General features: G+C 67.9%; 28 protein-coding genes. 11 read left to right on the top strand and 17 right to left on the bottom strand.

Translation table 11 applies throughout. The annotated features are described in order from the left end of the window. Positions 1-112 precede the first annotated feature (112 nt). A complete protein-coding gene (locus NBT82_RS09950) occupies positions 113-412 on the bottom strand; it encodes a DUF6432 family protein (protein WP_251327971.1) in 300 nt (99 codons plus the stop codon). Positions 413-530: 118 nt separating this feature from the next. Here NBT82_RS09950 and NBT82_RS09945 point away from each other — a divergent pair, with 118 nt between their 5' ends. Together NBT82_RS09945 and NBT82_RS09940 are read left to right on the top strand one after the other, a co-directional pair. After that, entirely contained in the window at positions 531-1,472 is a 942-nt protein-coding gene (locus tag NBT82_RS09945) for a DUF7093 family protein (RefSeq protein WP_251327970.1), read from the top strand. Positions 1,473-1,526: 54 nt separating this feature from the next. Further along, positions 1,527-1,919, top strand: a complete 393-nt coding sequence (locus tag NBT82_RS09940) for a DUF5611 family protein (protein ID WP_251327969.1) — start codon at positions 1,527-1,529, stop codon at positions 1,917-1,919. Here the strand turns inward: NBT82_RS09940 and NBT82_RS09935 are convergent. Beyond that, positions 1,916-2,653 (bottom strand): SDR family NAD(P)-dependent oxidoreductase, encoded by a 738-nt coding sequence (locus NBT82_RS09935; protein WP_251327968.1) that lies wholly within the window; start codon positions 2,651-2,653, stop codon positions 1,916-1,918. The genes NBT82_RS09940 and NBT82_RS09935 overlap by 4 nt on opposite strands. Before the next feature lie 90 nt (positions 2,654-2,743). On the opposite strand from NBT82_RS09935, the gene NBT82_RS09930 reads away from it, so the two are divergent. Beyond that, positions 2,744-3,196 carry a universal stress protein gene (locus tag NBT82_RS09930; RefSeq protein WP_251327967.1) on the top strand — a complete coding sequence of 151 codons (453 nt, stop codon included), beginning with the start codon at positions 2,744-2,746 and terminating at the stop codon, positions 3,194-3,196. Between the two features lie 4 nt (positions 3,197-3,200). Beyond that, positions 3,201-4,151, top strand: a complete 951-nt coding sequence (locus NBT82_RS09925; RefSeq protein WP_251327966.1) for an ROK family protein — start codon at positions 3,201-3,203, stop codon at positions 4,149-4,151. Here NBT82_RS09925 and NBT82_RS09920 read toward each other — a convergent pair. The 3 genes from NBT82_RS09920 to NBT82_RS09910 all read right to left on the bottom strand — a co-directional run bounded on the left by NBT82_RS09920 (position 4,144) and on the right by NBT82_RS09910 (position 10,032). Further along, on the bottom strand, positions 4,144-5,535 hold the full coding sequence (locus NBT82_RS09920; RefSeq protein WP_251327965.1) for a ribonuclease FAU-1 family protein: 1,392 nt from the start codon (positions 5,533-5,535) through the stop codon (positions 4,144-4,146). The two genes, NBT82_RS09925 and NBT82_RS09920, sit on opposite strands and share 8 nt — an antisense overlap. Before the next feature lie 109 nt (positions 5,536-5,644). Beyond that, positions 5,645-8,341, bottom strand: coding sequence for a hypothetical protein (locus tag NBT82_RS09915; protein WP_251327964.1), 2,697 nt, complete (start codon positions 8,339-8,341; stop codon positions 5,645-5,647). Beyond that, positions 8,338-10,032 (bottom strand): PGF-CTERM-anchored ABC transporter substrate-binding protein, encoded by a 1,695-nt coding sequence (locus NBT82_RS09910; RefSeq protein WP_251327963.1) that lies wholly within the window; start codon positions 10,030-10,032, stop codon positions 8,338-8,340. The genes NBT82_RS09915 and NBT82_RS09910 overlap by 4 nt, the downstream gene beginning before the upstream one ends. A 113-nt stretch (positions 10,033-10,145) precedes the next feature. Between NBT82_RS09910 and NBT82_RS09905 the strand changes: the two genes are divergently transcribed. Further along, the gene (locus NBT82_RS09905; RefSeq protein WP_251327962.1) at positions 10,146-11,276 is read left to right on the top strand and encodes a serine hydrolase domain-containing protein; all 1,131 of its coding nucleotides are present in this window, start codon (positions 10,146-10,148) and stop codon (positions 11,274-11,276) included. Here NBT82_RS09905 and uvrA read toward each other — a convergent pair. Further along, positions 11,273-14,257, bottom strand: coding sequence for an excinuclease ABC subunit UvrA (gene uvrA / locus NBT82_RS09900; RefSeq protein ID WP_251327961.1), 2,985 nt, complete (start codon positions 14,255-14,257; stop codon positions 11,273-11,275). The genes NBT82_RS09905 and uvrA overlap by 4 nt on opposite strands. A 53-nt stretch (positions 14,258-14,310) precedes the next feature. Further along, positions 14,311-14,664 (bottom strand): cell division protein SepF, encoded by a 354-nt coding sequence (locus NBT82_RS09895; protein ID WP_251327960.1) that lies wholly within the window; start codon positions 14,662-14,664, stop codon positions 14,311-14,313. Positions 14,665-14,775: 111 nt separating this feature from the next. Here NBT82_RS09895 and NBT82_RS09890 point away from each other — a divergent pair, with 111 nt between their 5' ends. Continuing rightward, positions 14,776-15,423, top strand: coding sequence for a DUF1028 domain-containing protein (locus tag NBT82_RS09890; RefSeq protein WP_251327959.1), 648 nt, complete (start codon positions 14,776-14,778; stop codon positions 15,421-15,423). A 209-nt stretch (positions 15,424-15,632) separates the two neighbouring features. Here NBT82_RS09890 and NBT82_RS09885 read toward each other — a convergent pair whose 3' ends face one another. Both NBT82_RS09885 and NBT82_RS09880 read right to left on the bottom strand, forming a co-directional pair. Continuing rightward, positions 15,633-16,955 (bottom strand): ribonuclease catalytic domain-containing protein, encoded by a 1,323-nt coding sequence (locus NBT82_RS09885; RefSeq protein WP_251327958.1) that lies wholly within the window; start codon positions 16,953-16,955, stop codon positions 15,633-15,635. Between the two features lie 61 nt (positions 16,956-17,016). Then, positions 17,017-17,328 carry a DUF7562 family protein gene (locus NBT82_RS09880; RefSeq protein ID WP_251327957.1) on the bottom strand — a complete coding sequence of 104 codons (312 nt, stop codon included), beginning with the start codon at positions 17,326-17,328 and terminating at the stop codon, positions 17,017-17,019. Between the two features lie 120 nt (positions 17,329-17,448). Here NBT82_RS09880 and NBT82_RS09875 point away from each other — a divergent pair, with 120 nt between their 5' ends. The 3 genes from NBT82_RS09875 (at position 17,449) to NBT82_RS09865 (ending at position 18,646) form a co-directional block, all read left to right on the top strand. Beyond that, positions 17,449-17,928 (top strand): RNA-binding protein, encoded by a 480-nt coding sequence (locus tag NBT82_RS09875; RefSeq protein ID WP_251327956.1) that lies wholly within the window; start codon positions 17,449-17,451, stop codon positions 17,926-17,928. A gap of 97 nt (positions 17,929-18,025) precedes the next feature. Beyond that, positions 18,026-18,241: an antitoxin VapB family protein gene (locus tag NBT82_RS09870; protein WP_251327955.1), complete on the top strand. Its 216-nt coding sequence runs from the start codon at positions 18,026-18,028 to the stop codon at positions 18,239-18,241. Continuing rightward, positions 18,242-18,646 (top strand): PIN domain-containing protein, encoded by a 405-nt coding sequence (locus NBT82_RS09865; protein WP_251327954.1) that lies wholly within the window; start codon positions 18,242-18,244, stop codon positions 18,644-18,646. It begins immediately after the preceding gene. 54 nt (positions 18,647-18,700) lie between these two features. On the opposite strand, the gene NBT82_RS09860 is transcribed toward NBT82_RS09865, so the two are convergent. The 8 genes from NBT82_RS09860 to NBT82_RS09825 form a co-directional block, all read right to left on the bottom strand. After that, positions 18,701-18,961: a hypothetical protein gene (locus tag NBT82_RS09860; protein ID WP_251327953.1), complete on the bottom strand. Its 261-nt coding sequence runs from the start codon at positions 18,959-18,961 to the stop codon at positions 18,701-18,703. Between the two features lie 500 nt (positions 18,962-19,461). Further along, positions 19,462-19,860 carry a PIN domain-containing protein gene (locus NBT82_RS09855; protein ID WP_251327952.1) on the bottom strand — a complete coding sequence of 133 codons (399 nt, stop codon included), beginning with the start codon at positions 19,858-19,860 and terminating at the stop codon, positions 19,462-19,464. Next, positions 19,857-20,054 (bottom strand): antitoxin VapB family protein, encoded by a 198-nt coding sequence (locus tag NBT82_RS09850; RefSeq protein ID WP_251327951.1) that lies wholly within the window; start codon positions 20,052-20,054, stop codon positions 19,857-19,859. The genes NBT82_RS09855 and NBT82_RS09850 overlap by 4 nt, the downstream gene beginning before the upstream one ends. A 59-nt stretch (positions 20,055-20,113) precedes the next feature. Then, on the bottom strand, positions 20,114-20,500 hold the full coding sequence (locus NBT82_RS09845) for a tyrosine-type recombinase/integrase (protein ID WP_251327950.1): 387 nt from the start codon (positions 20,498-20,500) through the stop codon (positions 20,114-20,116). A 276-nt stretch (positions 20,501-20,776) separates the two neighbouring features. After that, positions 20,777-21,793, bottom strand: a complete 1,017-nt coding sequence (locus NBT82_RS09840; RefSeq protein WP_251327949.1) for a tyrosine-type recombinase/integrase — start codon at positions 21,791-21,793, stop codon at positions 20,777-20,779. Next, on the bottom strand, positions 21,790-22,026 hold the full coding sequence (locus NBT82_RS09835) for a DUF7389 domain-containing protein (RefSeq protein WP_251327948.1): 237 nt from the start codon (positions 22,024-22,026) through the stop codon (positions 21,790-21,792). The genes NBT82_RS09840 and NBT82_RS09835 overlap by 4 nt, the downstream gene beginning before the upstream one ends. Continuing rightward, positions 22,019-22,180 carry a hypothetical protein gene (locus tag NBT82_RS09830; protein WP_251327947.1) on the bottom strand — a complete coding sequence of 54 codons (162 nt, stop codon included), beginning with the start codon at positions 22,178-22,180 and terminating at the stop codon, positions 22,019-22,021. Before NBT82_RS09830 ends, NBT82_RS09835 begins: the two co-directional genes overlap by 8 nt. Further along, a complete protein-coding gene (locus NBT82_RS09825; protein WP_251327946.1) occupies positions 22,177-22,746 on the bottom strand; it encodes a hypothetical protein in 570 nt (189 codons plus the stop codon). Before NBT82_RS09825 ends, NBT82_RS09830 begins: the two co-directional genes overlap by 4 nt. 245 nt (positions 22,747-22,991) lie before the next feature. Between NBT82_RS09825 and NBT82_RS09820 the strand changes: the two genes are divergently transcribed. Then, positions 22,992-23,312 carry a phage repressor protein gene (locus tag NBT82_RS09820; RefSeq protein WP_251327945.1) on the top strand — a complete coding sequence of 107 codons (321 nt, stop codon included), beginning with the start codon at positions 22,992-22,994 and terminating at the stop codon, positions 23,310-23,312. A gap of 24 nt (positions 23,313-23,336) precedes the next feature. After that, on the top strand, positions 23,337-23,594 hold the full coding sequence (locus tag NBT82_RS09815; protein WP_251327944.1) for a MarR family transcriptional regulator: 258 nt from the start codon (positions 23,337-23,339) through the stop codon (positions 23,592-23,594). Positions 23,595-24,129: the final 535 nt, after the last annotated feature.

The following is a 24,129-nucleotide window of genomic DNA, read 5'->3' as shown; positions in this document are numbered from 1 at the left end:
AGGGGGAAAAAGCGACGCGGTCGGCGGGGATCATACGGGCCGTCACGCGTCCGCACCGACTGTCGCCGTCATCGCCGTCGGCGACAGCCAGGACACGGGACGACGAGCCGTATCAGAGGCCGAGACGGTCACGAACTGCGTCGAACAGTCCCTCCTCTTCGTCGGGCTCCGCTCCCGGATCGGGGACGACTCGGTCGTCTGGGAGTACCACCGTCCGGCCGTCGTCCGCCTCGACGGAGATGAGCGAATCCGTCTTCAACTCCCCGAGGGCGTCCTCGAGCGTATCGATATCCACCTCGACGGCCGCACGGAGTTCGAAGACGGTCATACCCTCACCCCCCCGGTCGACCAGCGCGTCGAGGATGGCCACCTCCACGTCCTCGCGGTCCCGGAACTCCCGTTTGGCCTTCATGGCCGGGACTAACGAACGCGGACGGTTTACCAGTACCGCCCCGCCCCACGTCGCTGCGGCTGGCGTCTGACGGCCGTCTGACGGAGGCTTTTGGTGATCCCCGCGCAAGCCGTGGCCAATGGGACTCAGGTGCCTACTGGGACACGAATACGCGAACCGCGAGGTGGAGCGGGAGCGGGAGGAGCGCGGCGACGAGGTGGTCGTGACGTACCGGACCGTCGAGACCTGCGATCGGTGTGGGGAACGCCGCATCGTCAGCGAGAACAAGGAAGTGCGTCCGGTGCGGAATCCGACGGACGAGACGGTGACGACGGGACTCGGTGACGACGGCAGCGTAACCCCCGACCTCGGCGGAGGAACGGGGAGCGCGGCCGGGGCAGATGCCGACGCGGACGCCGCCGAGGACGAAGACGACGTACCGACCGACCCGGCCGACGGCGACACGCCCGGAGGCAGGGAAGGAACGACGCCGGCCCAATCTACCGAGGCCGACGTCGAGGACACGCCGGTGCCCGACGAGGAGGACGAGGACGTGGACGATGCCGTCATCCTCGACGACGACACCGACGACGGGGGGTCGGACGTCGACCGCGGACACGGCGAGTGGCCCGACGCGGACGACCGCGAGACGGCCGAGACGGCCGCGGCGGCCGACGCGGAGGATCGCGAGGGGTTCTCGGACGCCGTCGACGACGGCGCGACCGTCGTCAGCGGCGGAGAGGAGTGGCCCACTCCCGATGGGGAGGACGAGGGATTCGACGCGGACCCGGGCGACGGATCGGCGTCGGACGTCTCCTTCGGCGGTGGACTGACGCCCGAAGAGGCGGACGGTGGCGACGCCACGAACGGGGCGACCGCCGCGGCCGGCGGGGGGGCGGCCGGCAAGCAGTTCGTCGCCGCCGAGGAGGTCGAACCCGTCAACGACGACCGCACGGAGGGGGCGACGGAGTTTTTCTGTCCGAACTGCGGACACGCCAGAACGGCGGGCGGCTCGTCGATGCGCGCCGGTGACATCTGTCCCGACTGCCACAAGGGATACATCGCCGAACGCGAGCGGTGAGCCGGGCATCGGGAGGACGAAACTGGTAAACCGACGCCTTCCAAACGGAATCCCATGAAGGAGTACAAGATGCGTCGCGGGGAAACCTTAGAAGAGAACGCACCGGATCTGAAGGGGACCATCGAGGGTTACTTCGGTCCCGTGACGGGGACAGAGGAGTACGAGGGCAACGACCTCTACGTCGTCGGGGAGCCGGACAACCCCGTGTTCGAGCGCATCGTGGCGGGGGCGTCGGAGTACAGCGGCAAGAAGGACAAACTCGCGGTCCACTTCGAGGAGAAGCCCGCGGCACAGGTGATCGAGGAGGGGCACGCCGACGCCGCCGAAGACGCCGTCACCGCCAAGAACGACTTCCTCCTCGAAGTGACGGGACGAGACGCCAAATCCCGGCGCGACTCGATGAAACGCTCCGTCGAGGACGACCCCGACGACGTGCCGAACGCTTAGAGCGCCTCCGGAATCCAGCCGCCGTCTACCTCTACGTTCTCGCCGCTCACGTATCCACTGTCCGGATCGAGGAAGAAGAAAAGCACCTGCCGCAGGTCGGCGAAGGAAGCCCACCGGCCACGGGGGGCCTCGTCGGGGAACTCGTCGGAGTTCTCGACGACGTACGGCGAGATGCAGTTGACCGTGATGCCGTCCTCGGTCGTGTCGTTCGCGAGCATTCGTGTGAACATGATCACGCCCGTCTTCGCGACGAGATAGGGGAAGTTCTTGGGGTAGACCAGCGCCCGATCGGCCCCCGCGTATCCGACATTGACGATGCGGCCGAACCCGGCCTCGCGCATCGCGGGCAGCGCCCGCTTCGAACAGAGATAGGTGCCATTGAGATTCGTCTCCAGCACCCGGTTCCAGGTCTCGAAGTCGATGGTCTCCCAGTGACGGGGCGCGAAGTCGCCGACGTTGTTGACGAGGCAGTCGACGGTCCCGAGGTCGGCTTCGACCGTCTCGAACATCGCATCGACCGACTCGGGATCGGTTACGTCGCCCTGAACGGTCGTCGCCGCGCCGCTTGCCTCCCGCGCGACGGCGGCCGTCGCCCGCGCCGCCTCGGCGCTCGTGTGGTAGTGGACCGCCACCGACGCCCCCGCCTCCGCCATCGAGAGGGCGAGTTCGCGGCCGATCCCTTTCGCGCTCCCCGTCACCAGCGCGACCCGGTCGGAGAGGTCGGTCGTGAGCATACCCGTGGAAGGGCCGGGGTGTACGTAGGGATGGTGGTCGGGCAGGTGGCGGGGATAGGGATTTGTGTGCCGATGTCGAAACGGGTGGGCATGACGATCGAAACCATGCTGGTGGCGATCGGACCGAACGACCGAGAACGCGTCGAGCGACTGGCGGAGAAGACGGTCGACATCGCCGGGCCGACGGGGGCAGATGTCGTCCTCGCCCGCGTGTTCAGCGATGACGGGTACGACGAGGTGAAGTCGGCGCTCAACTTCAACGATCCGACCACCGACGAGGTGGCGGGGCGCGACGCGACCGTCCGTGACTTCGGGGCGGTACTCGACGAGGCCGACGTGACGTGGTCGGTCCGCGGACGGGTCGGCGATCCGGGCGACGAAGTCGTCGCGATGGCCGACGCCGTCGACGCCGACGTGGTCGTCGTCGGGGGCCGCGATCGGTCGCCGACGGGGAAGGCCGTCTTCGGGAGCGTCGGCCAGGCGATCCTGCTCTCCGCACCCTGTCCGGTGCTCTACGTCGGCAGCGGCACCGACTCCGAGTGAGGGGATGGCGACGTATCTCGGCGTCGACCTCGGGGCGACGACGGTACGGGCGGTCGTCGGGGACCGTGCGGGCCGGATCGCGGGATCACACAGCGCCGCCACGCCGCAGGGACCGACCGGCGTCGCCGTCACCGAGGCGGTCCTCGAGACGGTTCGGGAGGCGTGTGCGGACGCCGGCGTCTCGCCGGGGGCAGTCGTAGCGGTCGGCATCGGGACGATCGGTCCCCTCGATCCGAGCGCCGGGGCGGTCGTCGGACCGCCCAACCTGCCCGACGACGTGGAGCGAATCCACCTCCGCGGCCCGCTCGAAACCCTGTGTTCGACGGGACGTATCACGCTCCACAACGACGCCGCGGCGGCGGCCCTCGGCGAGCGGTTCTTCGGCGACGGCCCGGAGAACCTGGTGTATCTGACCGTCTCGACCGGTATCGGTGCCGGCGCCGTCGTCGACGGGCACGTCCTCTCGGGGTGGGACGGCAACGCCGCCGAGATGGGGCATCTCACCGTCGACCCCGATCCCGAAACGGGACGGCCCTGTGGCTGTGGCGGCACGGGCCACTGGGAAGCGTACTGCTCGGGAGCGAACGTGCCGGGATACGCCCGTGATCTCCACGCGGGAGCCGCGACGTCGCTCCCCCTCGACGATCCCGACCTCGACGCCGCGGACGTGTTCGGGGCGGCGGGCGAGGATGCGTTCGCGTCGCGCGTCGTCGAGCGGATCGGCCGCTGGAACGCCGTCGGCGTCGCGGCGCTGGTCCACACCTACGCGCCCCGAACCGTGGTCGTGGGTGGTGGCGTGGCGCGCAACCACCCCGACCACGTCCTGGACCCGGTGCGCGAGCGACTGCCCGACCTCGTGGCGACGACCGTGCCGACGATCCGTCTCACGGCGTTCGGTGACGCGGCGGTCGTCAAGGGGGCGCTCGCGAGCGCGATCACCGGCGGAGCTAGATAGCGCTCTCCAGACTCGACGCGACCGACCGCGCCTTCTCGGCGAGCGCCTCGGTGACCTGTCCCGCCCCGACGGCCGCGTCGAGTTCGTCGTCGTCGACCCGGCGGACCTCGCCGTCGGGGCCTTTCACCACGTCGACGTGGAGGTCGACGTACCGGACGGCGTCGGGAAAACACTCGACGGGGGTGCAGACGTTGACGTAGGTGCCCTTCCGCTCGCCGTCGGCGTCGCGGTAGACGGTCGGATACCACCACCGGCCCTCGCGGACCTTCGTGGTCGCGACGTCGCCGGCCTCGCGGGCGACGCCGAGGGCGTCGTAGCTGCCGCCGGCGGTCATCTCGCGGCGGAGCGTGAGCGTGCCGTCGGGGTCCCGATCGACCACGTCTGCCCGACCGAGGACGATCAGCCGGCCGTCGGGTTTGCCGTGTTCGAGGCGGACGGCGTTGCCGGCGACGGGGCCGAAGGTGTCGGTGACGGCCGCGAACGGGAAGTCGCCGTCGCCGTCGTCGACCGACAGCGCCTCCACGAAGTCGACCGCTCGACTCGCGTCGGCGGAGGCCGCCTTGATGCGGTGGTGGCCGTCCATCGTCGCCGTCACCGCCCGCCGGTCCGCGTCGAGGGCGAACCGGGCCTCGCGGCCGAACCACACCCACGTCGTCGCCGCGGGGGCCGCCAGGCGTCGAACCGGCTCGACCGACTCGTCGAGGGGTATCGCCTCGGCGCGCTCGACGGCGCGGGAGAGTGCCGCCTCCAGCGCCGCCATGTCGGCGTCGGTCGCCGCGTCGTCCCAGCGGAGCCCCCACTCGGCCGGCGGATCGATGCCGAGGAGGTCCGTCATACCGGCGAGTTCGCGGCCCGCAGCGTCGTCCCGTGCGTCGACGGTCACGCCCGACTCGCCGTGGACGAGCGTTGCCGGTCCCGACCGTACCCGCACGTCGGTGTCGAGGACGGGCCGGCGGTCGATCCACGGCGCCGACGACTCGGCGACGCGGACGCGGCGGGTGTCGCCCACGGCGACGTGGTCGGCCGCGTTGCCGAAGGGGAGAAAACCCTCGGCGTCGCCGAGGTCACACACCGCGCCGCTCCCCAGCGTCTCCGTCACGCGGGCGTCGAAGACGGCGTCCCGCGGGGCGGGCGACGCCCACGCGAACGTATCGCGGGCCGGACGGAGAGTTTCGACCGCCGTCGCCACCGCCTCGGGGGCGCCGGTCACGCCGACGCCCTGCCGGTCGCGTGTCGTCTCGACCGCGGCGTCGTGCGGTGCCGACCCGAAGTCGGCGTCGAACCGGTCACGGATGGGATCGGAGGCGCCGACGACGGCGTGGTCGGCGTCCAGAAAGCGGCGCGTCAGCGCCGTCGTGTAGATGCCTCGGATGCGGACGTTCATGCGGGACGCGGGGGCCGACCGGTCGACGGCCGGCCGGAACGGGGTTCGGCGAACATCACACCGGTGCTTGGGGCCCGGGGGTTTTGACTGCGACGGAGAGTCGCCGGGACTACGGCCGCCGTCCGACCGCGATCAGGAGTGCCGAGAGCAGCGCCAGGAGAGCTGACACGGCGCCGAATCCGACTCCGGTGGCCGCGGTTCGGGTCGCCCCAGTGACCGTCTCGCCCGTCTCGGCCGCGACGCCAGCGGTCGATTCGGGCGTCGGCGGCGTCGGCGTCGCAGTCGACGTCTCGGTCGGCCGGGGGGTTCGGGTCGCCGTCGCCGGCGTCGGCGCGTCGCCGATCCGCACCGTTCGGTCGTCGAGGGCGTCGCCCGTCTCGGCCCGGAGGGCGTACCGGCCAGGGTCGACCCCCGAGACGTCGACGGTCGTCCGCCATCGCCCCGAGGCGTTCACCTCGGCGTCCGCGGCGGCGACCGGTCGGGTCCCGTCCCGGAGATCAAGCAGGACGAGCGTGCCGTTCTCGCGGTTCGAGGTGCCCGTGACGACGAGGTCGTCGCCCGCCCGGGAGACCGTCTCGACGGCCACCCGGGGTGCAGTCGCGGTGACGTTCAGGCCGACGATGCGGTCGTCCACGCCGGCGCCTCCGTACGCGTCACGGAGGATGGTCACCGTCTCGGCGGCCGTCTTCGCGTCGGTGAGGCGGGTCCGGATGGCCGCCGCCGACCCGCCGTCGGCGAACCCGAAGGCGCCGTCGCGGCCGGGCGTCACGACGAGGATCCGGTAGGTGCCGGGGGCGTCGAAGGCGGCGTACTCGACGTCGAAGGCGTCGTCGTCGTCCACGCTCACGTCACGGGCGTCGACGGCCCCGCGTGGCGAGACGACGTACGCACGGATCTCGTCTGCCGGACCGGGCGCACGACCGGTCACGCGCACCTCGTCGCCGACGCCCGTGGCGATCCGGGGCTGTGAGACGGTCGCCGTCGGCGAGGGGTCGGTCGTCACGACGGGGGTCGTCGCCGTGTCGTCGAACGCCCTGAGTGTCGACTCGTCGATCCGGTCGCTCGACCCCAGGGCAGCCGATCCGGGGTCGGCGACGGCCACGACCGTGTACCGGCCGGGGACGGTCAGCACCGAGCGCGTGTCGAGGTCGACCGCCCACGAGCCGTCGTCGTCGACCCGCGTCTCCGCGAGGCCGTCGGTGTCGGTATCGGCGTACAGCGGCGCGTACTCGCCGCCGACCCCCGCGTACAGTTTCACGTCGTCGGCGCCGCGGGCGGTCCCCGAGACCTCGACCGTCTCGCCGACAGTGAGTGTCGTCCGCGCGGGCGTCACGGAAACGTCGCGATCCGTGACCGTGAGGGGGACGGTCGCCTCCTCGGCCGCGGTGTCGTTTCGCGCCACGACCACGTCGTGGGTCCCCTCGGCCAGTCGATCCGTCCGGAGTTCGACCCGCGCGAAGCCGTCGTCGTCGAGGCCGAGGACCGCGTAGACGGAGTCGGTCGCGGCGTTGGCGCCGACGAAAACGAGTCCTTCGGCGGCCCCGAAGACGGCCTTCGCGGTGGGAACGGTCGCCGACTGGCCGTCGGCGAGCGCGTCGGCCGGGAGGCGGACGTACCGGACCGCGCCCGGGCGACCGCTGACCGTGGCCACCGTCGACTCGCCGCGGACGACGCGCGTCCGACTCAGCGAGACCGTCCGTGCCTCCGTACGGATCCGCACCGTCGTCGTCGCGTTCACGTGATCGAGGTCGTCGGCGCCCTCGACCCGGACGGTGTAGGTGTCGACCGAGAGGTCGGACACGTCGAGCTGGACGGTCTCGCCGTCGGTCGCCACCGTCGCGTCCGTGGTGAGTTCGTCGGTGACGTCGAGACCGTCGCCGTTCTCGACGGTCACCGTCGCGTTGTCGGCCGCCTCGAAGTCGAACTGCGGGGCGACGGTGACCGTCTCGACGGTCGCCGGAACGGAGGAGCCGGCGACTTCGGTCCCCGAGGCCGTCTCTCCCGGATAGAGGTCGACGTCCGTCACGTTCGGGCGTTCGACAGCGAAGACGGTCGATCCCTCCGACTCGAAAGCGTACACCCCCTGGGTGAACCCCTCGCCGACGGTGACGTCCACTGCGGCCGCGTCGTCGGCGAGCGCAACCTTCCCGTCGGCCTCGCCGCCGACGCCGTAGAACCGGTCGGACTCCCCGGCCGCCGCGGCGCCGTCGAGGCCCGTCAGGTCGACTCCCTCCTCGCCGAGATAGAGGACGGTCCCGGTCGCCGTGACGCTCCGGTCGGCCGCCGTCGCCGTGGCGGTGACGGTTCCGACCGCACCCTGGGCGTCCGTGACACTGTCGCCATCGGCGTCGACCGTCGCCGTCAGGTCGTGATCGCCAGTGCGATCGACGGCGACGTCGGAGACCGTCGCCGTCACAGCCACCGTCTCAGTGCCGACGCCGCCGTCGTCGTCCCACGAGACGACAACCGCGTTCGACGCGGCGTCGACCGACGCGCTCACGCCCGTCGCGTTCGGTGTCACGGCCCGCGCCGACACCGTCGCGGCCGAGAGGTCGAGCGCCGTCGGCGCGGCTACGGTGACGTTCGCACCGCTCGTCCCGTCGGTGGTGTTCACGCCGGTCGCGTTCACCGAGAGGTCGAGCGTCGTCGTCGCGCCGGTCGAGACGTCGGTCGGCGAGACGTCCGTCTCGCCGAGGCCGACGGCCGCACCGCTCGCGGGGGCTGTCGCGAGCGTGACGAGGAGGGCGAACAGGACCGCGGCGAGCGTGCCCCGGCGGCCGGTGCGAGTCGCGGGACGGTCGGTCATCGTCGCCCCCGTGCGCTCGCCGTGGCGGCGAGCAGGACGGCCAGGACCGCGATCAGCGGCCCGAATCCGGGCGCGCTCCCCGCCGTTCCCGTGGGTCGCGCCGTCGAGGCGGCGGGCGTGGCGGTGCTCGTCACGGTCGGTGCCGCCGTCGCGGACGCGGTGGCCGTCGCAGTCGCGGTCCCCGTCGCGTTCGCCGCGGATTCGGCCGGCGGTCGCGGCTCCTCGACGGCCACCAGCAGCGTCGACAGGTCGGTGGTCCGCGTCTCGTAGACGAGGGTGTCGTTCGCGGCGTCGGTGGCGTTGGTCGTCCCGTCGGCGGTCGCGTTCACCCGCGTCGTCCGCAGCGGTACCCAGCCGGTGCCGTTCGATCGGTAGAGCGTGACCGTCTCGGGGTCGGCCCCGTCGAGGCGGCTCCGGTTCACCGCGATCCGGAACGTCAGGTGGTCGACGTCGTCGGCGAGGATGCCGTTGCCGGAGAGCCCGATGGTTTCGAGGGATCGCGTCCCGGACGGCGCCGAGTGGTTGCCGCCGTAGCGCAGACGGAGGTCGAACGTCGGGTTCACCGTCGCGAGCGCGACGTCGACCCGTCGCACGTCGGCAGTCGCGTTCTCGCGTGCGGGCAGGTCGAACTGCACCCGGTCCACGCGGCCGACGTTCGACGCCGCCAGGTTGACGCTCCCGTCGGCGACGCGGCTGACGGTCGTCCCGCGCTCGGTCGAGAGACCGTCCCTGTCGATCCGCCCCTCGATCTCCTCCTCGTAGGCCTCGGGATGGAGGACCCGAACGAGGTCGAGGATCGCGTCGACGATTCGCGGTCCGGGCTGACTGATCTCGTTGGCGTCGAGGACGACGGCGTTGTCCTCCTCGTAGGCCGTGGTGTCCTCGTAGACGCCGCCCGGACCGGACGGGACGGTGGCGGTGTCGTACTGGTCGCTGTTGAGGACGAACCACGTGGGATCGGTGTCGACGACGACTTCCGAACTGACGGCGAAGTATCCCGACGTGCGGCCGGTGTCGTTCGCGCCGTCGGGCGTGGCCGCGATGTTGTCACCGCCCGCCGTCTCGATGACCTCGTGGATGAAGGTGTCCTCGCCGGCCGTGAACCCGAAGAAGGTGTAAAACACCGTCGGGCGCTCCACGTCGTCGACCGCACCGCGGACGACGTCGAGGCGCCGGTCGAGTTGGTCCGCGGTGGCGTCCGCGCTCTCACAGGCGCCCACGAGGTCGCCCGTCAGCCGCGTCTTCTCGACGATGTCGTCGAGGTCCTCGGCCTCCTCGAACTTGTACACCGTCAGCCCGGCCGCGCGCAGATCCGCCACCGTCGAGTCGTAGATCGTGTTCGGCGCGAGGACGAGGTCGGGATCGAGCGCGATGGTCCGTTCGATCGTCGCGTCGCTGTTCCCCGTGCCGACCGTCGTCTTTCCGTCGGCGCCGGGGAGGTAGGAGGCGTACGAGGAGACGCCGACCACCTCGTCCCACGCGTCGATCTCGTACATCGTCTGTGCTGCGCTGGGGTTGAGCGTCACCACCGTCTCCGGGTCCGCGGGGATCGTCACGTCGGCCCCCGTCGCGTCCGTCCGCGTGATCGGGAACGCACAGTCCCCGGACTGTGCGGCCGCGGCACCGACTCCCGGCGGGCCGAGCGTCGCGACGATCACACAGACGACGACGAAAATTCGTGTCGTGTCCATGTCCGCCTCGACCGGCTAGAGAAATATAAGTTTGTCTAATGAAAGCTAGGTTGATAACGAACGGACGTGTTACCGCCGACGGGTTTTCGTCGCCGTGGGGACACGTCGTCCCTATGTCGACGTTCGACGCCGATCCGGCGGGCCGCGTCCGGCAGGTGTTCGAGTCCCACGTCGCCGCCGGACTGCATCACGGCGCACAGCTGGCGGTGTACGACGGGGGCGACCTCGTACTCGACCTCGCGGCGGGGGTGGTCGCCCCGGACGGCCCGGCGACGACGGCCGAAAGCCGCCACGTGCTGTTCTCGTGTACGAAGCCCTACGCCGGAGTCTGTCTCCACCATCTCGTCGAGCGCGGACATCTCGCCTACGACGACCGCGTTCGCGACCACTGGCCCGCGTTCGCCGAACCGGGGACCGAGAAGGCCGAAGCGACGGTGCGACACGTCCTCAGCCACCAGGCCGGCCTCCCGCGCAGCCGACTGGACGAGGAGCCGGGACGCTGGAGCGACTGGGACGACGCCGTTCGGGCGATGGAGGAGCTCGAACCGACGTTCCGGCCGGGGTCGACCGCCGCGTATCACGCGCTCACCTACGGGTTCCTCGTGGGCGAACTCGTCCGTCGCGTGAGCGGGCAGTCGGTCGACGACTACGCGCGAGCCAACGTCTTCGAACCGCTGGGGATGGCCGACACGAGCATCGGCCTCCCGGCTGACGATCCGGACGACGCGGCGACGCTGTCGGGATTCGAAGCGGGCGAGCGGTGTCGGGAGAGCGACGCCGGGCTCTCGGGAACGGCCGCCGAGGCGGCGGCACTGTTCAACCGCGAGTCGGTCCGACGGGCGGTGGTCCCCGCGGCGACGGGCATCGGGACGGCCCGCGACATGGCGCGGTTCTACGCCTGCCTCGTCAACGGCGGCGAACTCGACGGGGAACGGCTGCTCGATCCCGACACCGTCGAGGCGGCGACGAGCCTCCAGACCGAGGTGGAGCGCGATGGGACGCTGGCGGTCCCCCGGCGCTACGCCCTCGGCTTCGAGCGGGCGGGCACCGCGTGGGACAAGTACGGCACCGTCGCCCCGTGCTCGACGTTCGGACACGGGGGGCTGGGAAGCATCGTCGGCTGGGGCGACCCCGAGTCGGGACTGGCGATGGCCTACGTCACCAACGGCATCCGCGACGAGGTAGAACACGCGATGCGGGCGAACGCAGTGGCCGACGCGGTGCGGACGGCCTTCGGCGATTAGTCGTCGCTCGCCGCCTTCGCCGGTTTCCGCCGATCCGAGCGCGGCCCCGTGAGGTCGACGGTGGGGAGCAGGTCGCGCAAGTAGCGCCCGGTGTGGGACGCCTCGTCGCGGGCGACCGCTTCGGGCGTCCCCGTCGCCACCACCTCGCCACCGCCCTCCCCACCCTCGGGGCCGAGGTCGATCACGTGGTCGGCGTTTTTCACGAGGTCGAGTTCGTGTTCGATGACGACGACGGTGTTGCCGGCGTCGGCGAGGCGGTGGAGTACTTCGATCAACTTGCGCTCGTCCTCGGGATGCAGGCCCGTCGTCGGTTCGTCGAGCAGGTACAGCGTCTCACCGGAGTCTTTCTTCCCTAGCTCCTCGGCGAGTTTCACCCGCTGGGCCTCGCCACCCGAGAGCGTCGTCGAGGGCTGGCCGAGTTGCATGTAGCCCAGTCCCACGTCCTGGAGGAGTTCGAGGCGACGGCGGATGCCGGGGTTGGCCTCGAAGAACTCAAGCGCCTCGTCGACCTCCATCTCCAGGACGTCCGCGATGGTCGCACCCTTGTAGGTCACGTCGAGCGTCTCGTCGTTGTAGCGGGCGCCCTGACACTCCTCACAGGGGACGTAGACGTCCGAGAGGAAGTTCATCTCGATTTTGACCGTCCCCTGTCCACCGCACTCCTCACAGCGACCGCCCTTGACGTTGAACGAGAAGCGCCCCTTCTCGTAGCCACGCTGGGTCGCCAACTTGGTCTCCGCGAAGAGTTCGCGGACGTGGTCGAAGACGCCGGTGTAGGTGGCGGGGTTCGAACGCGGGGTGCGCCCGATGGGCGACTGGTCGATCAGCCGCACCGTCTCGATGGCGTCGTACCCCTCGATGGCGTCATGCTCACCGGGATCGACGGAGGTGTTGTCGTTCATCTCGCGGGCCAGCCCCTTGTACAGGACGTCGTGCATCAGCGTCGATTTGCCCGACCCCGAGACGCCGGTGATGGCGATAAAGTGGCCGAGCGGGAGGGAGACGTCCACGTCGTCGAGGTTGTGCTGGCGGGCGCCGTGGATCGTGAGACTCCCGTCGTCGGGGTCACGACGCTCCTCCGGCACCGGAATCTCCCGGCGTCCGGAGAGGTAGTCGCCCGTGATCGAGTCCTCGGCGTCGACCACCGTCTCGAAGTCGCCCTGCACGACCACCTCGCCGCCGCGCTTGCCCGGGCCGGGCCCCATGTCGATGATGGAGTCGGCCCGACGCATCGTCTCCTCGTCGTGTTCGACGACCAGGAGGGTGTTACCCAGGTCGCGCAGACCCTCCAGCGTGTCGAGCAGACGGTCGTTGTCGCGCTGGTGGAGGCCGATCGAGGGCTCGTCGAGGACGTAGAGGACGCCGACGAGGCCGGAGCCGACCTGCGTCGCCAGCCGGATGCGCTGGGACTCGCCGCCCGAGAGCGTCGACGCCTCGCGGTCGAGGGTGAGGTAGTCGAGGCCAACCTCCTGCATGAAGCCCAGTCGGGCGCGGATCTCCTTCAGAATCTCCTCGGCGATGGTGCGTTCGCGCTCCGTCAGGTCGGCCTCCAGTCCCTCGAAGTGGGCGAGCGCGTCCGCGATACTCATACGGTTGACCGCGGTGATCGGCGTCCCGTCGACGAGGACGGCCCGCGAGGCGGGCTTGAGGCGGGAACCCTCGCAGGCGGGGCAGGTCGTGACGGCCATGAACTCCTCGATGTGATCGCGGGTGTTGTCCGAGTCCGTCTCGACGTGTCGACGTTCGAGATTGCCGATGATGCCCTCGAAGGCCTCCTCCTTCCGGCGGACGCCGTTCTTGGTCGTCCACTCGAAGAGCACCTCCTCGTCGGTGCCGAAGAGGAAGGCGTCCCGCACGTCGTCGTCCAGGTTCTCGAAGGGCGTGTCGACGGAGACGTCGAAGTGACGCGCCACGGAGTCGAGCTGTCGGCGGTAGTACGCCCGGTTGTAGCTCCAGGGCTCGAAGACGTTCTTCAGGGGCTTGCTCTCGTCTTGTACCACGAGCTCCGGGTCGACCTCCTTCGTGTTCCCGATGCCCTCACACTCCGGACAGGCGCCGTGGGGGCTGTTAAAGGAGAAGCTCCGGGTCTCGATTTCGGGGATGTCGATGCCACAGTGCGTGCAGGCAAGCGCCTCGGAGAACTCGACGACGAGGCGGTCCGCATCGGCGGCATCGTCCGCGTCGGTCTCGCCGTCGACCGCCGCGAGGTCGCCCGTCGACCGGGCGGTCGCGCCGCCGAGTTCGCTCCCCTCGGGCGGGTCGGGGAGGATCACCTTCAGAACGCCTCCGGCCTCGTCCAGCGCTGTCTCGACGGAGTCGGTGAGGCGCGACCGCGCGTCGGGGTCGATCGTCACCCGGTCGACCACCACGTCGATCGTGTGATCGTAGTTCTCGTCTAGGTCGGGACGATCCATCGTGAGGTCGTAGGGCTCACCGTCAACCTCGACGCGGCTGTACCCCTCGCTCACCAGGTCGTCGAAGCGGTCCTCGAAGGCGCCTTTCTGGTCCCGGACGATCGGCGCACAGAGTTTCGCCTTCGTCCCCGCAGGCAGGTCGAGGAGGCGCCGAACCATCTGGCCGGCGCTCTGTTCGCCCACCTCGCGTCCACACTCGGGGCAGTGGGGCGTGCCGACGCGGGCGTACAGCAGTCGGAGGTAGTCGTGGAGTTCGGTGACGGTGCCCACCGTCGACCGGGGATTGTTGGCGGCGTTCTTCTGGTCGATGGAGATGGCCGGCGATAAGCCTTCGACTGCTTCGACCTGTGGCTTGTCCATCTGCCCGAGGAAGTTGCGGGCGTACGCCGAGAGGGACTCGATGTACCGTCGCTGTCCCTCGGCGTACACCGTCTCGAAGGCGAGCGACGACTTCCCCGACCCGGAGAGCCCGGTGACGACGCTGAACTCCTCGCGAGGGATGCGGACGTCGAGGTCCTTGAGGTTGTGCTCCTCGGCCCCGCGAACCTCGATGTAGTCCTTGCTCATCTACGCGCGACTGGGGACCGGACCGGTGAAACCCTGTCGGTTCCGGCGGGCCCTCAGGACAGTTTCTCGCGGCTGATCTTCACGCCCGTCGGCGTGACGATCACCTGATCGTCCTCCTTGACGACCACGTCGCCGTCGACCTCGCGGGCGACCTGCCGGAGGTCCTCCAGCACCCGGTCGACCACGCTGTCGCTCGGACTCATCCGCGTGATGTCCGCGATGACGAGGTCGCCGTCGTAGACGGCGTCCTTGATCGGCATGGCGTCTCGCTGTTCGCTGATCTCGGCGAAGTGAACGCTCATCCCCGCCTCGGCCCGCGCCGTGTCGAAGTCGTCGAGGCTCAGTTCGACGTAGTCCTCGGTGCTGTGGCTGTCGCCACCGCCGAGGATCTTGCTCATGATGCCCATGAAAGGTACAGGAGCCACCGCCTCATTAGTTCTTGCGTCAGACGCCCCGGTCCGAGGGGGTCGCGCCGGCGACGACGGGGCCCTTTTTGTCCTAGCGCCCGTCCCCCCGCCGTGACATACAGCATCTGCGTCCGGGAGCGTGCCGACGGGGGCCACCGGTTCGGCGTCGCCGCCGCCACCCGCCTCCCAGCGGTGGGGAGCGTCTGTCCACACGTCAGCGATCACGGAGCGGTCGCGGTGGCCGGCGTCGCGGACCCCGACGCGGGGGCACGGTGTCTCTCCGCGCTCGCGGCGGGGCGGCGTCTCGACGAGACGGTCGCCGATCTGGCGGCCGCGGGCGGCGAGGGAAGCCAGTTCCACGGCGTCGGCACGGAATCGACGGCCACACACACCGGCACCGACTGTCCCGCGGTAGCGGGCCACCGGACGAACGAGGGGACCACCGTCGGGGGCACCTCGCTGACCGACGAGTCGGTCCTCGACGCCATGGCGCAGGGATACCGGGAGAACGAACGCGACGCGTCGCTCGTCCGGCGCCTGCTCACCGCGCTCGGGGCCGGCGAGCGCTCGGGCGGCGACCGTCGGGTGGATGACCTCCCGGTCGGCAGCGCGGCCGTCGCCGTCTCGACGCCCGGAGCGGGGGAACCGCTGTATCACGACCTGCGAGTCGACGCGAGCGACTCGCCGGTGGCCGACCTGCGAGAGACATACCGCCAGGCGAAGCGCGGGTACGAGGCCGCGGTGGAACGCTACGGCTAACCGGTGGCTGCGGCACGGGAGCCGACGAAGCGCCGTCTCCTCACGGTACGAAAGGCGCCGCCGGAACGGAGGTCGATGCATGGTCGATCCGGACTCGACGGCGGGCCCACCGGAGCGGTGCCGGGGGCCGAGCGGCGATACGTCGGATCGACAAACAAAGGTGTCGCTCCGATTTTCAAGACCGGGAACTGCAGGATCGTCCCGGCCGCTCAGTCCTCCTCGGGCGGCAGCCCCGCCTCGTTTATTACGGTGCCGTCGTCGTCGACGGTGACGACGCCGCGGTTGTTCACCGCGTACGGGTCGAGGCCGATCTCCTCCATGAACCCCTTGTAGAGCCGTTCGACCGTCTCCCCGTCCTTCTGGCGGTCCGAGGCCCGATCGCAAAGTTCGATCAGGTCCTCGGGCACGTCGTTCTCGTGGACGATCCAGTGGTTGATCAGGTCCGAGAGCCGGCGGATGGGCGAGGTGAAGTGGCCGTAGATGTCGAAGTTGAGGGCGTGGTGGCCGCCGAAGGGATCGTTCATGTACTTCGCACGCGGCATCACCTTCAGCACCGCCCGCTGGATCTTCGATAGCTTCCGGTCGGGCGCGGTTTCGAGGGCGCCGTTGACCGCTTTGCGCGGGTCGTCCCACTTGTCCGACGGGATGGAGACCCCGTCGAGTTCCTGAATCTCGCGGAGGGCGTCGTTCCACTGGTCGGGCGTGGGCTGTGGGTGGACGCGGTACATCGCCTCGACGCCTCGGTTCCACATCAGTTCGTGCGTGACGGCCTTGTTCGCTTTCAGCATGCACTCCTCGATGATGGTGTGGGCGCGGTCCCGGCGGGGGTTGAGGACGAGCGAGCCGTCCTCCTTGCGCTGTTCGTGCATCCGGTCGGCGAGTTCGAACGCGAGGACGTTCTCCTCGTGGAGCGGCGCGTCGGGCTCCTCCAGTCGGTTCTCACACTGGCTGTAGGTCAGCCGTTCGTCGCTCCGGATGACGGATTTGTAGATGTCGATCTCCTCGAACGAGAGCGTCTCGGCGTCGAGTTCCATCTCGACGGTGTGTGCGAGGCGGTCCTCGTCGGGCACGAGCGAACACACCGTCTCCGCGAGCGTCGGCGGGAGCATGTGGATGGTGTAGGCGGGGAGATAGACCGTGTTGCCGCGCTGGACCGCCTCCTCCCACATCGCCGAGTCGGGGTGGACGTAGTGAGTGACGTCCGCGATGTGGACCCACAGCCGGTAGCAGTCCTCCTCCTCGCGGACGCTGATCGCGTCGTCGAAGTCCTGGGCGTCGATCGGGTCGGTCGTCCACGCGGTCAGGTCGCGGAGGTCCTCGCGGTGGTCGAGTTCGTCCCGAATCTCCCCCTGGACGCCGTCGGTCCGGTCGCGTGCCTCGCGAAGCACGGCGGACGGGAACTCGTCCCGGATTTCGAACTCCTCGAACAGGTCCTCGCGTTTCTCCTGTAACTGTCTCGCCTCGGCCGGACTGATCTCGACCGGCCCCTGTCCCTCGGCCGTCCCGGCCTGGGCCTGCGCGTCGTTCGTCATGCCCCGGACTATACGTGACGGGTAGTTAGACGTGTCGGGCGAGGCGCCGGCGCCGGCGTAGTCAGGATTCGGGTTCCTCGGCCGAGCCGTACCGCTCCTCGACGGCTCCGTAGTACCGTTCGAGGAAGTCCCCTCGCGAGAGGTCGTCGCCGTCGCCGATGTCGACGAGGAGGGCCTCGAGTTCGTCGCGTGGCTGATGACAGAGGTTCCGGTAACACTCCTTGCAGAGGTGTTCGAACTCCTTGCCGTGTCGGCTCCAGCGGTCGCCCTTCTTGTCGTACTCGCGGGCCTCGGATCGGAGCAGCGAGGTGCCACACGCGATACAGACGACCGTCTTCCGATCCCGACCGCCGTCCGAGCCGGAACGCCACATGGTCGGGTGCAGGCACCACGCCTACTTAGCGTTTGTTACGCGTCGGACGCGCGGCGGACGAAGCGCCCGGCATCGTGACGGAACGGGCGACTTATGCGGGGAGCGATCCCACGACTCCACATGGAGGTCAAATCGCGCCATCACCTGCGGAGCGACGAGATCGGGGAGCTAACTGCGACCATCGAAGACGCACTCGGCGTCGAGATCGACGGCGACACCTACGAGCGCGTCGACCTCGTCGGTACCGAGTTCGATCTCGTCCTCGTCGACGGCGACCCGTCGGTCTTCGTCGTCGACGGCGACCCCTTCCTGACGGTCCGCGGGGCGAACGCCTACCCGCCCGAGCGCCGACTCGTCACCGTCGACGCCGGTGCCGTCCAGTTCGTCAGCGACGGCGCCGACGTGATGCGCCCGGGGATCGTCGAGGCCGATCCGGATATCGCGGTCGGCGATCTGCTCGTGATCGTCGAGGAAACCCACGGCAAGGCGCTGGCGGTCGGCCGGGCGCTCGAACCCGGTGACGACATGGTGGGCGACGCCGGCAAGGTCGTCGAGTCGGTTCACCACGTCGGCGACGACCTCTACGGGTTCTCGGTGTAGGTAGCGCCGTTCGAAGCGTCGGGACCGGAACCGGGGTACGGGCCGGGTTCGGATAACTGGCGTCAACTTCATTTGTCAACGGCGTCAACAGCCGCACGTGGGAACGAAACAAATCCGGGTGAGCGAGGACCTGTACGCACGGGTGAAAAGCGAAAACCGAGAGGATGAGACGCTGGGGGAGACGCTGGAGCGACTTGTCGAGGACTACACGCTCGTCGATTTCGCCGACGATATGGCGGAGATCGACCCCGAGTTCAGCGTCGAGGAGGCGACGGACGGAGTGGTCGGGGCGACCCCGCCGTCACACGAGTAGATGATCCTCGACACACAGTATCTCGGCGCACTCGCCGACGAACGGGGGGCAGCGAGGGCCCTCGCCCACGAACTGACCGCACGCCAAGTACCGACGCGCATCCCGACCGCCGTCATCTGGGAGGCCTACACCGGGATCAACAACGCCGCGGACGAGGACATGGCCGATCTACTTCGTGCACGGTACGAGCAGTTGGTCGCTAGTCGAGGGTCGGTCGGCCTCACGCCTGCGGTGGCCCGACGCGCCGGCAAACTGAACGGGGAACACATGAATTCGGATCGTCTGTCCGATCTTGACGGCGTTGACTCTATCGTCGCCGCGCACGGGTTGCTACTCGACGAACCAGTCCTCTCGAACGACGGTGATTTTCAGGATGTCGAAGGGCTGGAAGTCGTGACGTATTAGAGCTATAGTAGCCTTTGTAAGTCATCGCACACCTGATCGCACGCAATCTGGCGATCAGGTGTGCGAACAGTTCCAAACGCTACTATAGCCGACCTTTTCCATCCCGCGCTGTTGCGCGTCGAGGCTGTACGCCCCGAGATAGTGCTCCCGAAACGTCTCCCAGTCCTCCCAGCCGCCCCACTTCATGACGAGCCCGGGCTCGACTTCGCGCTCGACGAGCAAAATGCCAAGTACGCCGGAGGTCGTACGGACCGAGGAAAAATCCACCGTCGTCGCCCGTGTCGGCGTACAGCCATCCGTCTGTAACGGCTCCATCACTCTCAGAATTTTGGGAATCGAAAACTTTCTTTGGAGCCGGACGCACGCGAGCGAGCGTTTAAGAAGCGTGGTCGATTTACGTCGTATACGAAGAACGGCCCGCCAGTACTGGAAGACTGCGGTTTCCGTTCTTCCGCACTCACGCAAGTGAGTGAGGATCGCCCTCGAACCGACCAGTGACAACCAAAGGAGGTGATCAAAGTCATCGAGCTTAGCGTCTCGGCAGACCCGGCGACGATGGTCGCGCTCGTGATCCTCGTCCGTCAGGCCAAGGACCTACGCATCACTATCGGGTCGTAGGTACGGAGGCCCGAGTAATCCATCGGGCCCGCCAGTACTGGAAGCAGTTACTGGTAGAGTAGACTCTGTGAAAAACTCTTTCTTTGTGGTATTCGGGCTATTACAGCCAGACGATGCCATCGCAACCATTTCTGCTCTCCCGACGGCGCGACCGGACTAATGAGCGGGGTCGGGTGAATTTCCAACTGGCGCCGTTCTCAGTCTTCAGCGCGGAGGTTCGTCACGTCCATCAGGTCGGATAGATGTCGGGTTTCGAAGTCACTGTCGGCAACGATGAGTTCATCTCCCGTGGACCGCGCAGTCGCGGCGATCAGGAGGTCGCGGGCAGCCATTCGTTCGCCGTCGTCCAGCAGCCTGTCTTGCATCCGGCCGGCCTCCATGGCGATCTGCTCGTTCAGGTCGAGTGAGCGAACGCCACCGAACTCCTGCCGAACGCCGACAACATCGGTTTCTCCCGAGCCGACTTCCCCGTCGATCACCTCGAAGACGCAGAGCGACGACGTGAGGTAGGGCTGCCCGCGGTCTTCGACGTACTTGACGACATCCGGGACGCCTTCGAGCATGTCGATGATAACGGAGGAATCGAGGAAGGTCACCGTTCGAAACTCTCCCGAGAACGCTTCACAGCCTCCCGTGCGCGGTCGGCTTCCTCTTCACTCCAAGCGCCGACGTTGATGGGTTTCTCGCTCTGTGCGAGTCGTTCGAGAAGCTCATCAAACGTCTCGTCATCACGCTTCAGGCTCTCCAGCATCTCTTTTGTGTCGTCTGAGACTCGAATGGATGTACTCATGTGTATACAGACTGCATACAGATTCATCTAACTTACGCCAGTCGGCGGTGAAAGGTCGGTTAGAGCCAGTCGACTTTCGCCCGCGCCCGAGTATTCGCTTTCGTCGAATAGGTACCGAGGTACGCCTCCCGAAACGTCTCCCAGTCTTCCCACCCGCCCCACTCCATGACGAGCCCGGGCTCAACTTCGTCGTCGACGAGCAGCGTCCCCCAGGTGCGCCGTAGGTCGTGCGCCGACAGGTGGGACCATTCGTCGTCGCCGGTCTCGTCGAGCCGATGCTCGCCGATGGTGGTGACCCAGTCGCGAACGGTGCGCGTGGTGCGCGGCACGAGCGGGTCGTCGGGACCGCCGTCGCGGACGTCGGCGTAGGCGTTGATCGTCGCCGCCAACGAATCCGTCAGCGGCGTCTCGCGGTACTTGTCGCCTTTCCCACGCTGTACCCGCACCACCCACCCCGACGGCGTTCTCGTCCACGTCCGCGCGCGTCACGCCGACCACTCCAGGTTTCCTTCGATCGTATCGGGGGACAGCGAGGAGACGGATTCGAAATCGTCGGTCCTTCGCTCAGAAGCGCGATTCGTTACGGTTCCTCTCCCGTCGTAGAATACGACAGGAGACGCACTACTGTCGCTTATCGTCGTAGTTCGGCAGGAATAAACGGGGTAGTGGACTCGCCGGGGGTTGACCGACCGGCGCGCTCCGACCCACCGCGTTGAAGCGCATCATCGGTCGCTCACCTCCCGCATGAGGCGGCGGCGAACTTCCATCTTCTCGCGCTCCGTCCGCTTGTCGTAGTGCTTTTCGAGGATTTTCTCGGTGACGTCCATCCGCTCGCTGACGACCTCCCGAGGAACGCCCTCGTTCAGGTCCCGCGAGATAGCGCCCTTCCGGAGCGGGTGCGACGACACCGAGGACGGGCACTTGCTCGCCTCTTTCTGGTACCGGGCAGCATCACACTCCGCGGGGTCGCGGTCGTGCGGGCACCCGTTCCACACGCAGGGCCGGGTCACTCGGTACACCGTCTCGCGGATGCTCGTCTTGCTCAAGCGGTTGCCCTTCTTCGAGGTGACGAGCGGGTCCCGATCTCCGTCGGTAGGCTCGCGGGTGTGAGCGACGTAGTCCTCGACGACGGCCGCGACCGGCGTCCCGAGCCACACGTCGCGCTCGCCGCGTTCCTCGTTCTTCAGCGGCGTCCCCGACTCGGGACGATGCCGAAACTTCACGCAGGGCTCGTCCGCGTCGAAGTCTTCGAGATCGAGACCGTACAGCGCGCCCATCCGGCACCCCGTCTCCCACAGCAGCAGGAAGACGACGTGATCCCGCGACGCGTACCGGAACGTGCCGAGGTCGTCGAGCACGTCGCCGCCGCGCTCCTCGCGGAGAACCGTCTCGTTGGTCTCGTCTTCGTCGGAGAGGTCGGGCATCGGAACGTCCTCCCGAAGCCCCTCCTCGACGGCGTCGATCCCCGCCCAGAAGTCGAGTGCGACGCGGAGCGTGGCGAGGTGGTTCTTCAGCGTTACGTCCTTCACCGTCCCCTTCCGGCGCTTGTAGAATCGGAAGATCTCGCGGCCGCCGAGGTCGTTCAGGTTCTCGATCCCGCGGTCCTCGCAGAACTCGACGAACGGCGCGAGACGGTACTTCTTGTTCTCGACGGTGTGGGCGGCGTCCTCGCCGGCGCGACTTTCGAGGTACCACTCGACGCCCTCCTCGGGCGTGAGCGGTTCGAGGTCGTCGCTCACGTCGACCCCTCCCCGAGCGTCGCCTGATCGTCGTGACCGGCGGGGTGGGCTACCGGCTGGATCTCGCGCAGGTCGCCGGCCCAGTCGTCCATCCGCTCGCGGACGGCGTCCATCTTCTCGTCGAGTTCGTCGAGCGTGTTCGCCGACACCTCCGTCTTCACGACTTCCTTGTCGTCGCTCGACGTCCCGCGGGTCATCTTCACCGTCACCGAGTAGGCGTCGCCGTCAGTCACGCCCATCACTCCCGTTCTGCTGCACGTCCTTCCAGTACGTGTCGGCCGTCGCGGCGATCTCGGCGGCCATCCGGTGGTGGCCGGTGTAGGTCATGAAGAAGGCGGCACCGAGCAGCTTGTGCATCACCTTCTCGTGGTCGGAGTAGTGGCTCACCGTCCGCGCACCTCCTCGAAGCGCACGGAGTGGGACGGCTCGTCGGTCCGGTGATCGTCGACGGCACGGGCGGCCTGATGACGCTCGCGCTTCAGGTCCTCCAACGTACAGTCCGAACAGACGACGTGATAGCGGCCGCCGCCGGTGAGAAGACCGCCGTCCGTCTCGACACCGTCGCCGCGGTCGACGTCGTCGCTCACCCGATCGGTGTAGTCGTCGAGCACGTCGGCGACGGCGGCCTCGATCTCCCGTTGAAGCCGCGTCGGGTGCGGGTAGTCCGACGACGCGCCGGACACCTCGATACTCACCTCCCCGCTGAGGTGGTTCACGTCGTCGCCGGGCGTACTGACGTAGTTGCTCGAAGCGCCGCCGAAGGTGATCGACGACGTGACGCGCCGGCGTCCCGGTCGGATCTCCTGTCCGCCGTCGCACCGGATCGACGCACAGCGCCGACAGATAGGCTGGCGCGTGGGCGCGTCGATCCCGTCCGCCGGGTCACCACAGACGACGCAGTCGCCGTCGTCAGGTTGATTTCCGCTCGGTCCGTTTCCGGTCGTGCGGGACATTCGTCCCGTGGTGTTTGCGGTTAACATGGCTTAACCGCGGAACCGTAACGCGGGGGGTGCTTCAGACACCGCCCGCGTCACCGACCAACCTCGTAGTGCCAACAGAGTCTCGCGTCGGTTCCGTGACACACAGTTATTCCACTGGAACATGAATGTTACGACGAGCCGCTATAGAGCTAAAGTGCCATTAATGCTAATTTGACTGATGACAAGTGCGCCGGAATAGACCTAATCACCGAGAACAAATGCGCCACTCCGGTGACTGGATGACGTTGGTTGATGACAGAGTGTTGGAATTTATACGCGAAAACGAATCGGGCTCGCCAACGGAAATGATGGAGGAGGGGCCGATTCACTATTCTCGCCAGCACATCGCTCGACGATGTCGAAAACTCGCCGATGAGGGGCTACTCCGCCACCTCGGAAACGGCGTGTACGTCCTCACCGACGACGGCGAGGCGTATCTCGACGGGACGCTCGACACACAGAACTGGGTTCGTCTCGACGAGAACGGCGGCGCGGCGGCCAACGGCATCCGCGACGCGAGTGAAGAGCAGGAGGGGTAACTCGTGCGCCGACCGGCGAAGTGGATGCACCAACTCGACGAGCGGATTCTCGAACACCTCGCCGATGACGGATGGGCGTCACCGGGGACGATGAGCCGCCACTTCCGATTCACGGCGTCGGAGGAGCGGATCGAGGAGCGTTGCGAGGAGCTACGCGACGCGGGTCTCATCGCCCCGATCTACCGTGGCGCGTCGATGTACGAACTGACGACGCTCGGCTATCTATATCTCGCGGGTGAACTCGACGCGGAGAGCCTTCCTCGACGGCGGACGGTGGGATGACAGAATTGATGCATCCATGTACGGTAACGTCGACCCGATTTACCATTGTCGGGCGATTCATTTTCACCCTGATCTACATACCATTCATATTGGGGATGCAGACAGAGGCATATATCGGTGTCTCGCGGCCTGTGAGTGCCAAAATATCTAGAAACCGGATGTGTTGATCGAACCAACGCCTTTACACCACCGATTCCCATCATCTTGCACGAAGAACGGTCCCGCCAGTACTGGAAGACTGCGGTTTCCGTTCTTCCGCACTCCCGCGATGGAGTGAGGATCGCCCGCGAACTGAAGAGTGACAACCAAAGAGAGGTGATAGACAGTGCTTGAGCTTAGCGTCTCGGCCGACCCGACAACGATGGTCGCGCTCGTGATCCTCGTCCGTCAGGCCAAGGATCTACGCATCACTGTCGGGTCGTAGGTACGGAGGCCCGAGTAATCCATCGGGCCCGCCAGTACTGGAAGCGGTTACTGGTAGACGAGACTCCGTGAAAAACTCTTTCTTCGCAGTACGGAGATTCGATACTCAAGC

It is taken from the genome of Haloplanus sp. HW8-1 (genome assembly GCF_023703795.1).
Taxonomy (GTDB): domain Archaea; phylum Halobacteriota; class Halobacteria; order Halobacteriales; family Haloferacaceae; genus Haloplanus; species Haloplanus pelagicus.
Note: the sequence above shows the minus strand (reverse complement) of the source record. Positions and strands in the feature narration are given on the sequence as shown.

Coding starts and splice junctions, on each gene's coding strand:
- NBT82_RS09950 (WP_251327971.1), bottom strand. CDS start 412: ATGAAGGCCAAACGGGAGTTCCGGGACCGCGAGGACGTGGAGGTGGCC.
- NBT82_RS09945 (WP_251327970.1), top strand. CDS start 531: ATGGGACTCAGGTGCCTACTGGGACACGAATACGCGAACCGCGAGGTG.
- NBT82_RS09940 (WP_251327969.1), top strand. CDS start 1,527: ATGAAGGAGTACAAGATGCGTCGCGGGGAAACCTTAGAAGAGAACGCA.
- NBT82_RS09935 (WP_251327968.1), bottom strand. CDS start 2,653: ATGCTCACGACCGACCTCTCCGACCGGGTCGCGCTGGTGACGGGGAGC.
- NBT82_RS09930 (WP_251327967.1), top strand. CDS start 2,744: ATGACGATCGAAACCATGCTGGTGGCGATCGGACCGAACGACCGAGAA.
- NBT82_RS09925 (WP_251327966.1), top strand. CDS start 3,201: ATGGCGACGTATCTCGGCGTCGACCTCGGGGCGACGACGGTACGGGCG.
- NBT82_RS09920 (WP_251327965.1), bottom strand. CDS start 5,535: ATGAACGTCCGCATCCGAGGCATCTACACGACGGCGCTGACGCGCCGC.
- NBT82_RS09915 (WP_251327964.1), bottom strand. CDS start 8,341: ATGACCGACCGTCCCGCGACTCGCACCGGCCGCCGGGGCACGCTCGCC.
- NBT82_RS09910 (WP_251327963.1), bottom strand. CDS start 10,032: ATGGACACGACACGAATTTTCGTCGTCGTCTGTGTGATCGTCGCGACG.
- NBT82_RS09905 (WP_251327962.1), top strand. CDS start 10,146: ATGTCGACGTTCGACGCCGATCCGGCGGGCCGCGTCCGGCAGGTGTTC.
- uvrA (WP_251327961.1), bottom strand. CDS start 14,257: ATGAGCAAGGACTACATCGAGGTTCGCGGGGCCGAGGAGCACAACCTC.
- NBT82_RS09895 (WP_251327960.1), bottom strand. CDS start 14,664: ATGGGCATCATGAGCAAGATCCTCGGCGGTGGCGACAGCCACAGCACC.
- NBT82_RS09885 (WP_251327958.1), bottom strand. CDS start 16,955: ATGACGAACGACGCGCAGGCCCAGGCCGGGACGGCCGAGGGACAGGGG.
- NBT82_RS09880 (WP_251327957.1), bottom strand. CDS start 17,328: ATGTGGCGTTCCGGCTCGGACGGCGGTCGGGATCGGAAGACGGTCGTC.
- NBT82_RS09875 (WP_251327956.1), top strand. CDS start 17,449: ATGGAGGTCAAATCGCGCCATCACCTGCGGAGCGACGAGATCGGGGAG.
- NBT82_RS09865 (WP_251327954.1), top strand. CDS start 18,242: ATGATCCTCGACACACAGTATCTCGGCGCACTCGCCGACGAACGGGGG.
- NBT82_RS09860 (WP_251327953.1), bottom strand. CDS start 18,961: ATGGAGCCGTTACAGACGGATGGCTGTACGCCGACACGGGCGACGACG.
- NBT82_RS09850 (WP_251327951.1), bottom strand. CDS start 20,054: ATGAGTACATCCATTCGAGTCTCAGACGACACAAAAGAGATGCTGGAG.
- NBT82_RS09825 (WP_251327946.1), bottom strand. CDS start 22,746: ATGTCCCGCACGACCGGAAACGGACCGAGCGGAAATCAACCTGACGAC.
- NBT82_RS09820 (WP_251327945.1), top strand. CDS start 22,992: ATGCGCCACTCCGGTGACTGGATGACGTTGGTTGATGACAGAGTGTTG.
- NBT82_RS09815 (WP_251327944.1), top strand. CDS start 23,337: ATGCACCAACTCGACGAGCGGATTCTCGAACACCTCGCCGATGACGGA.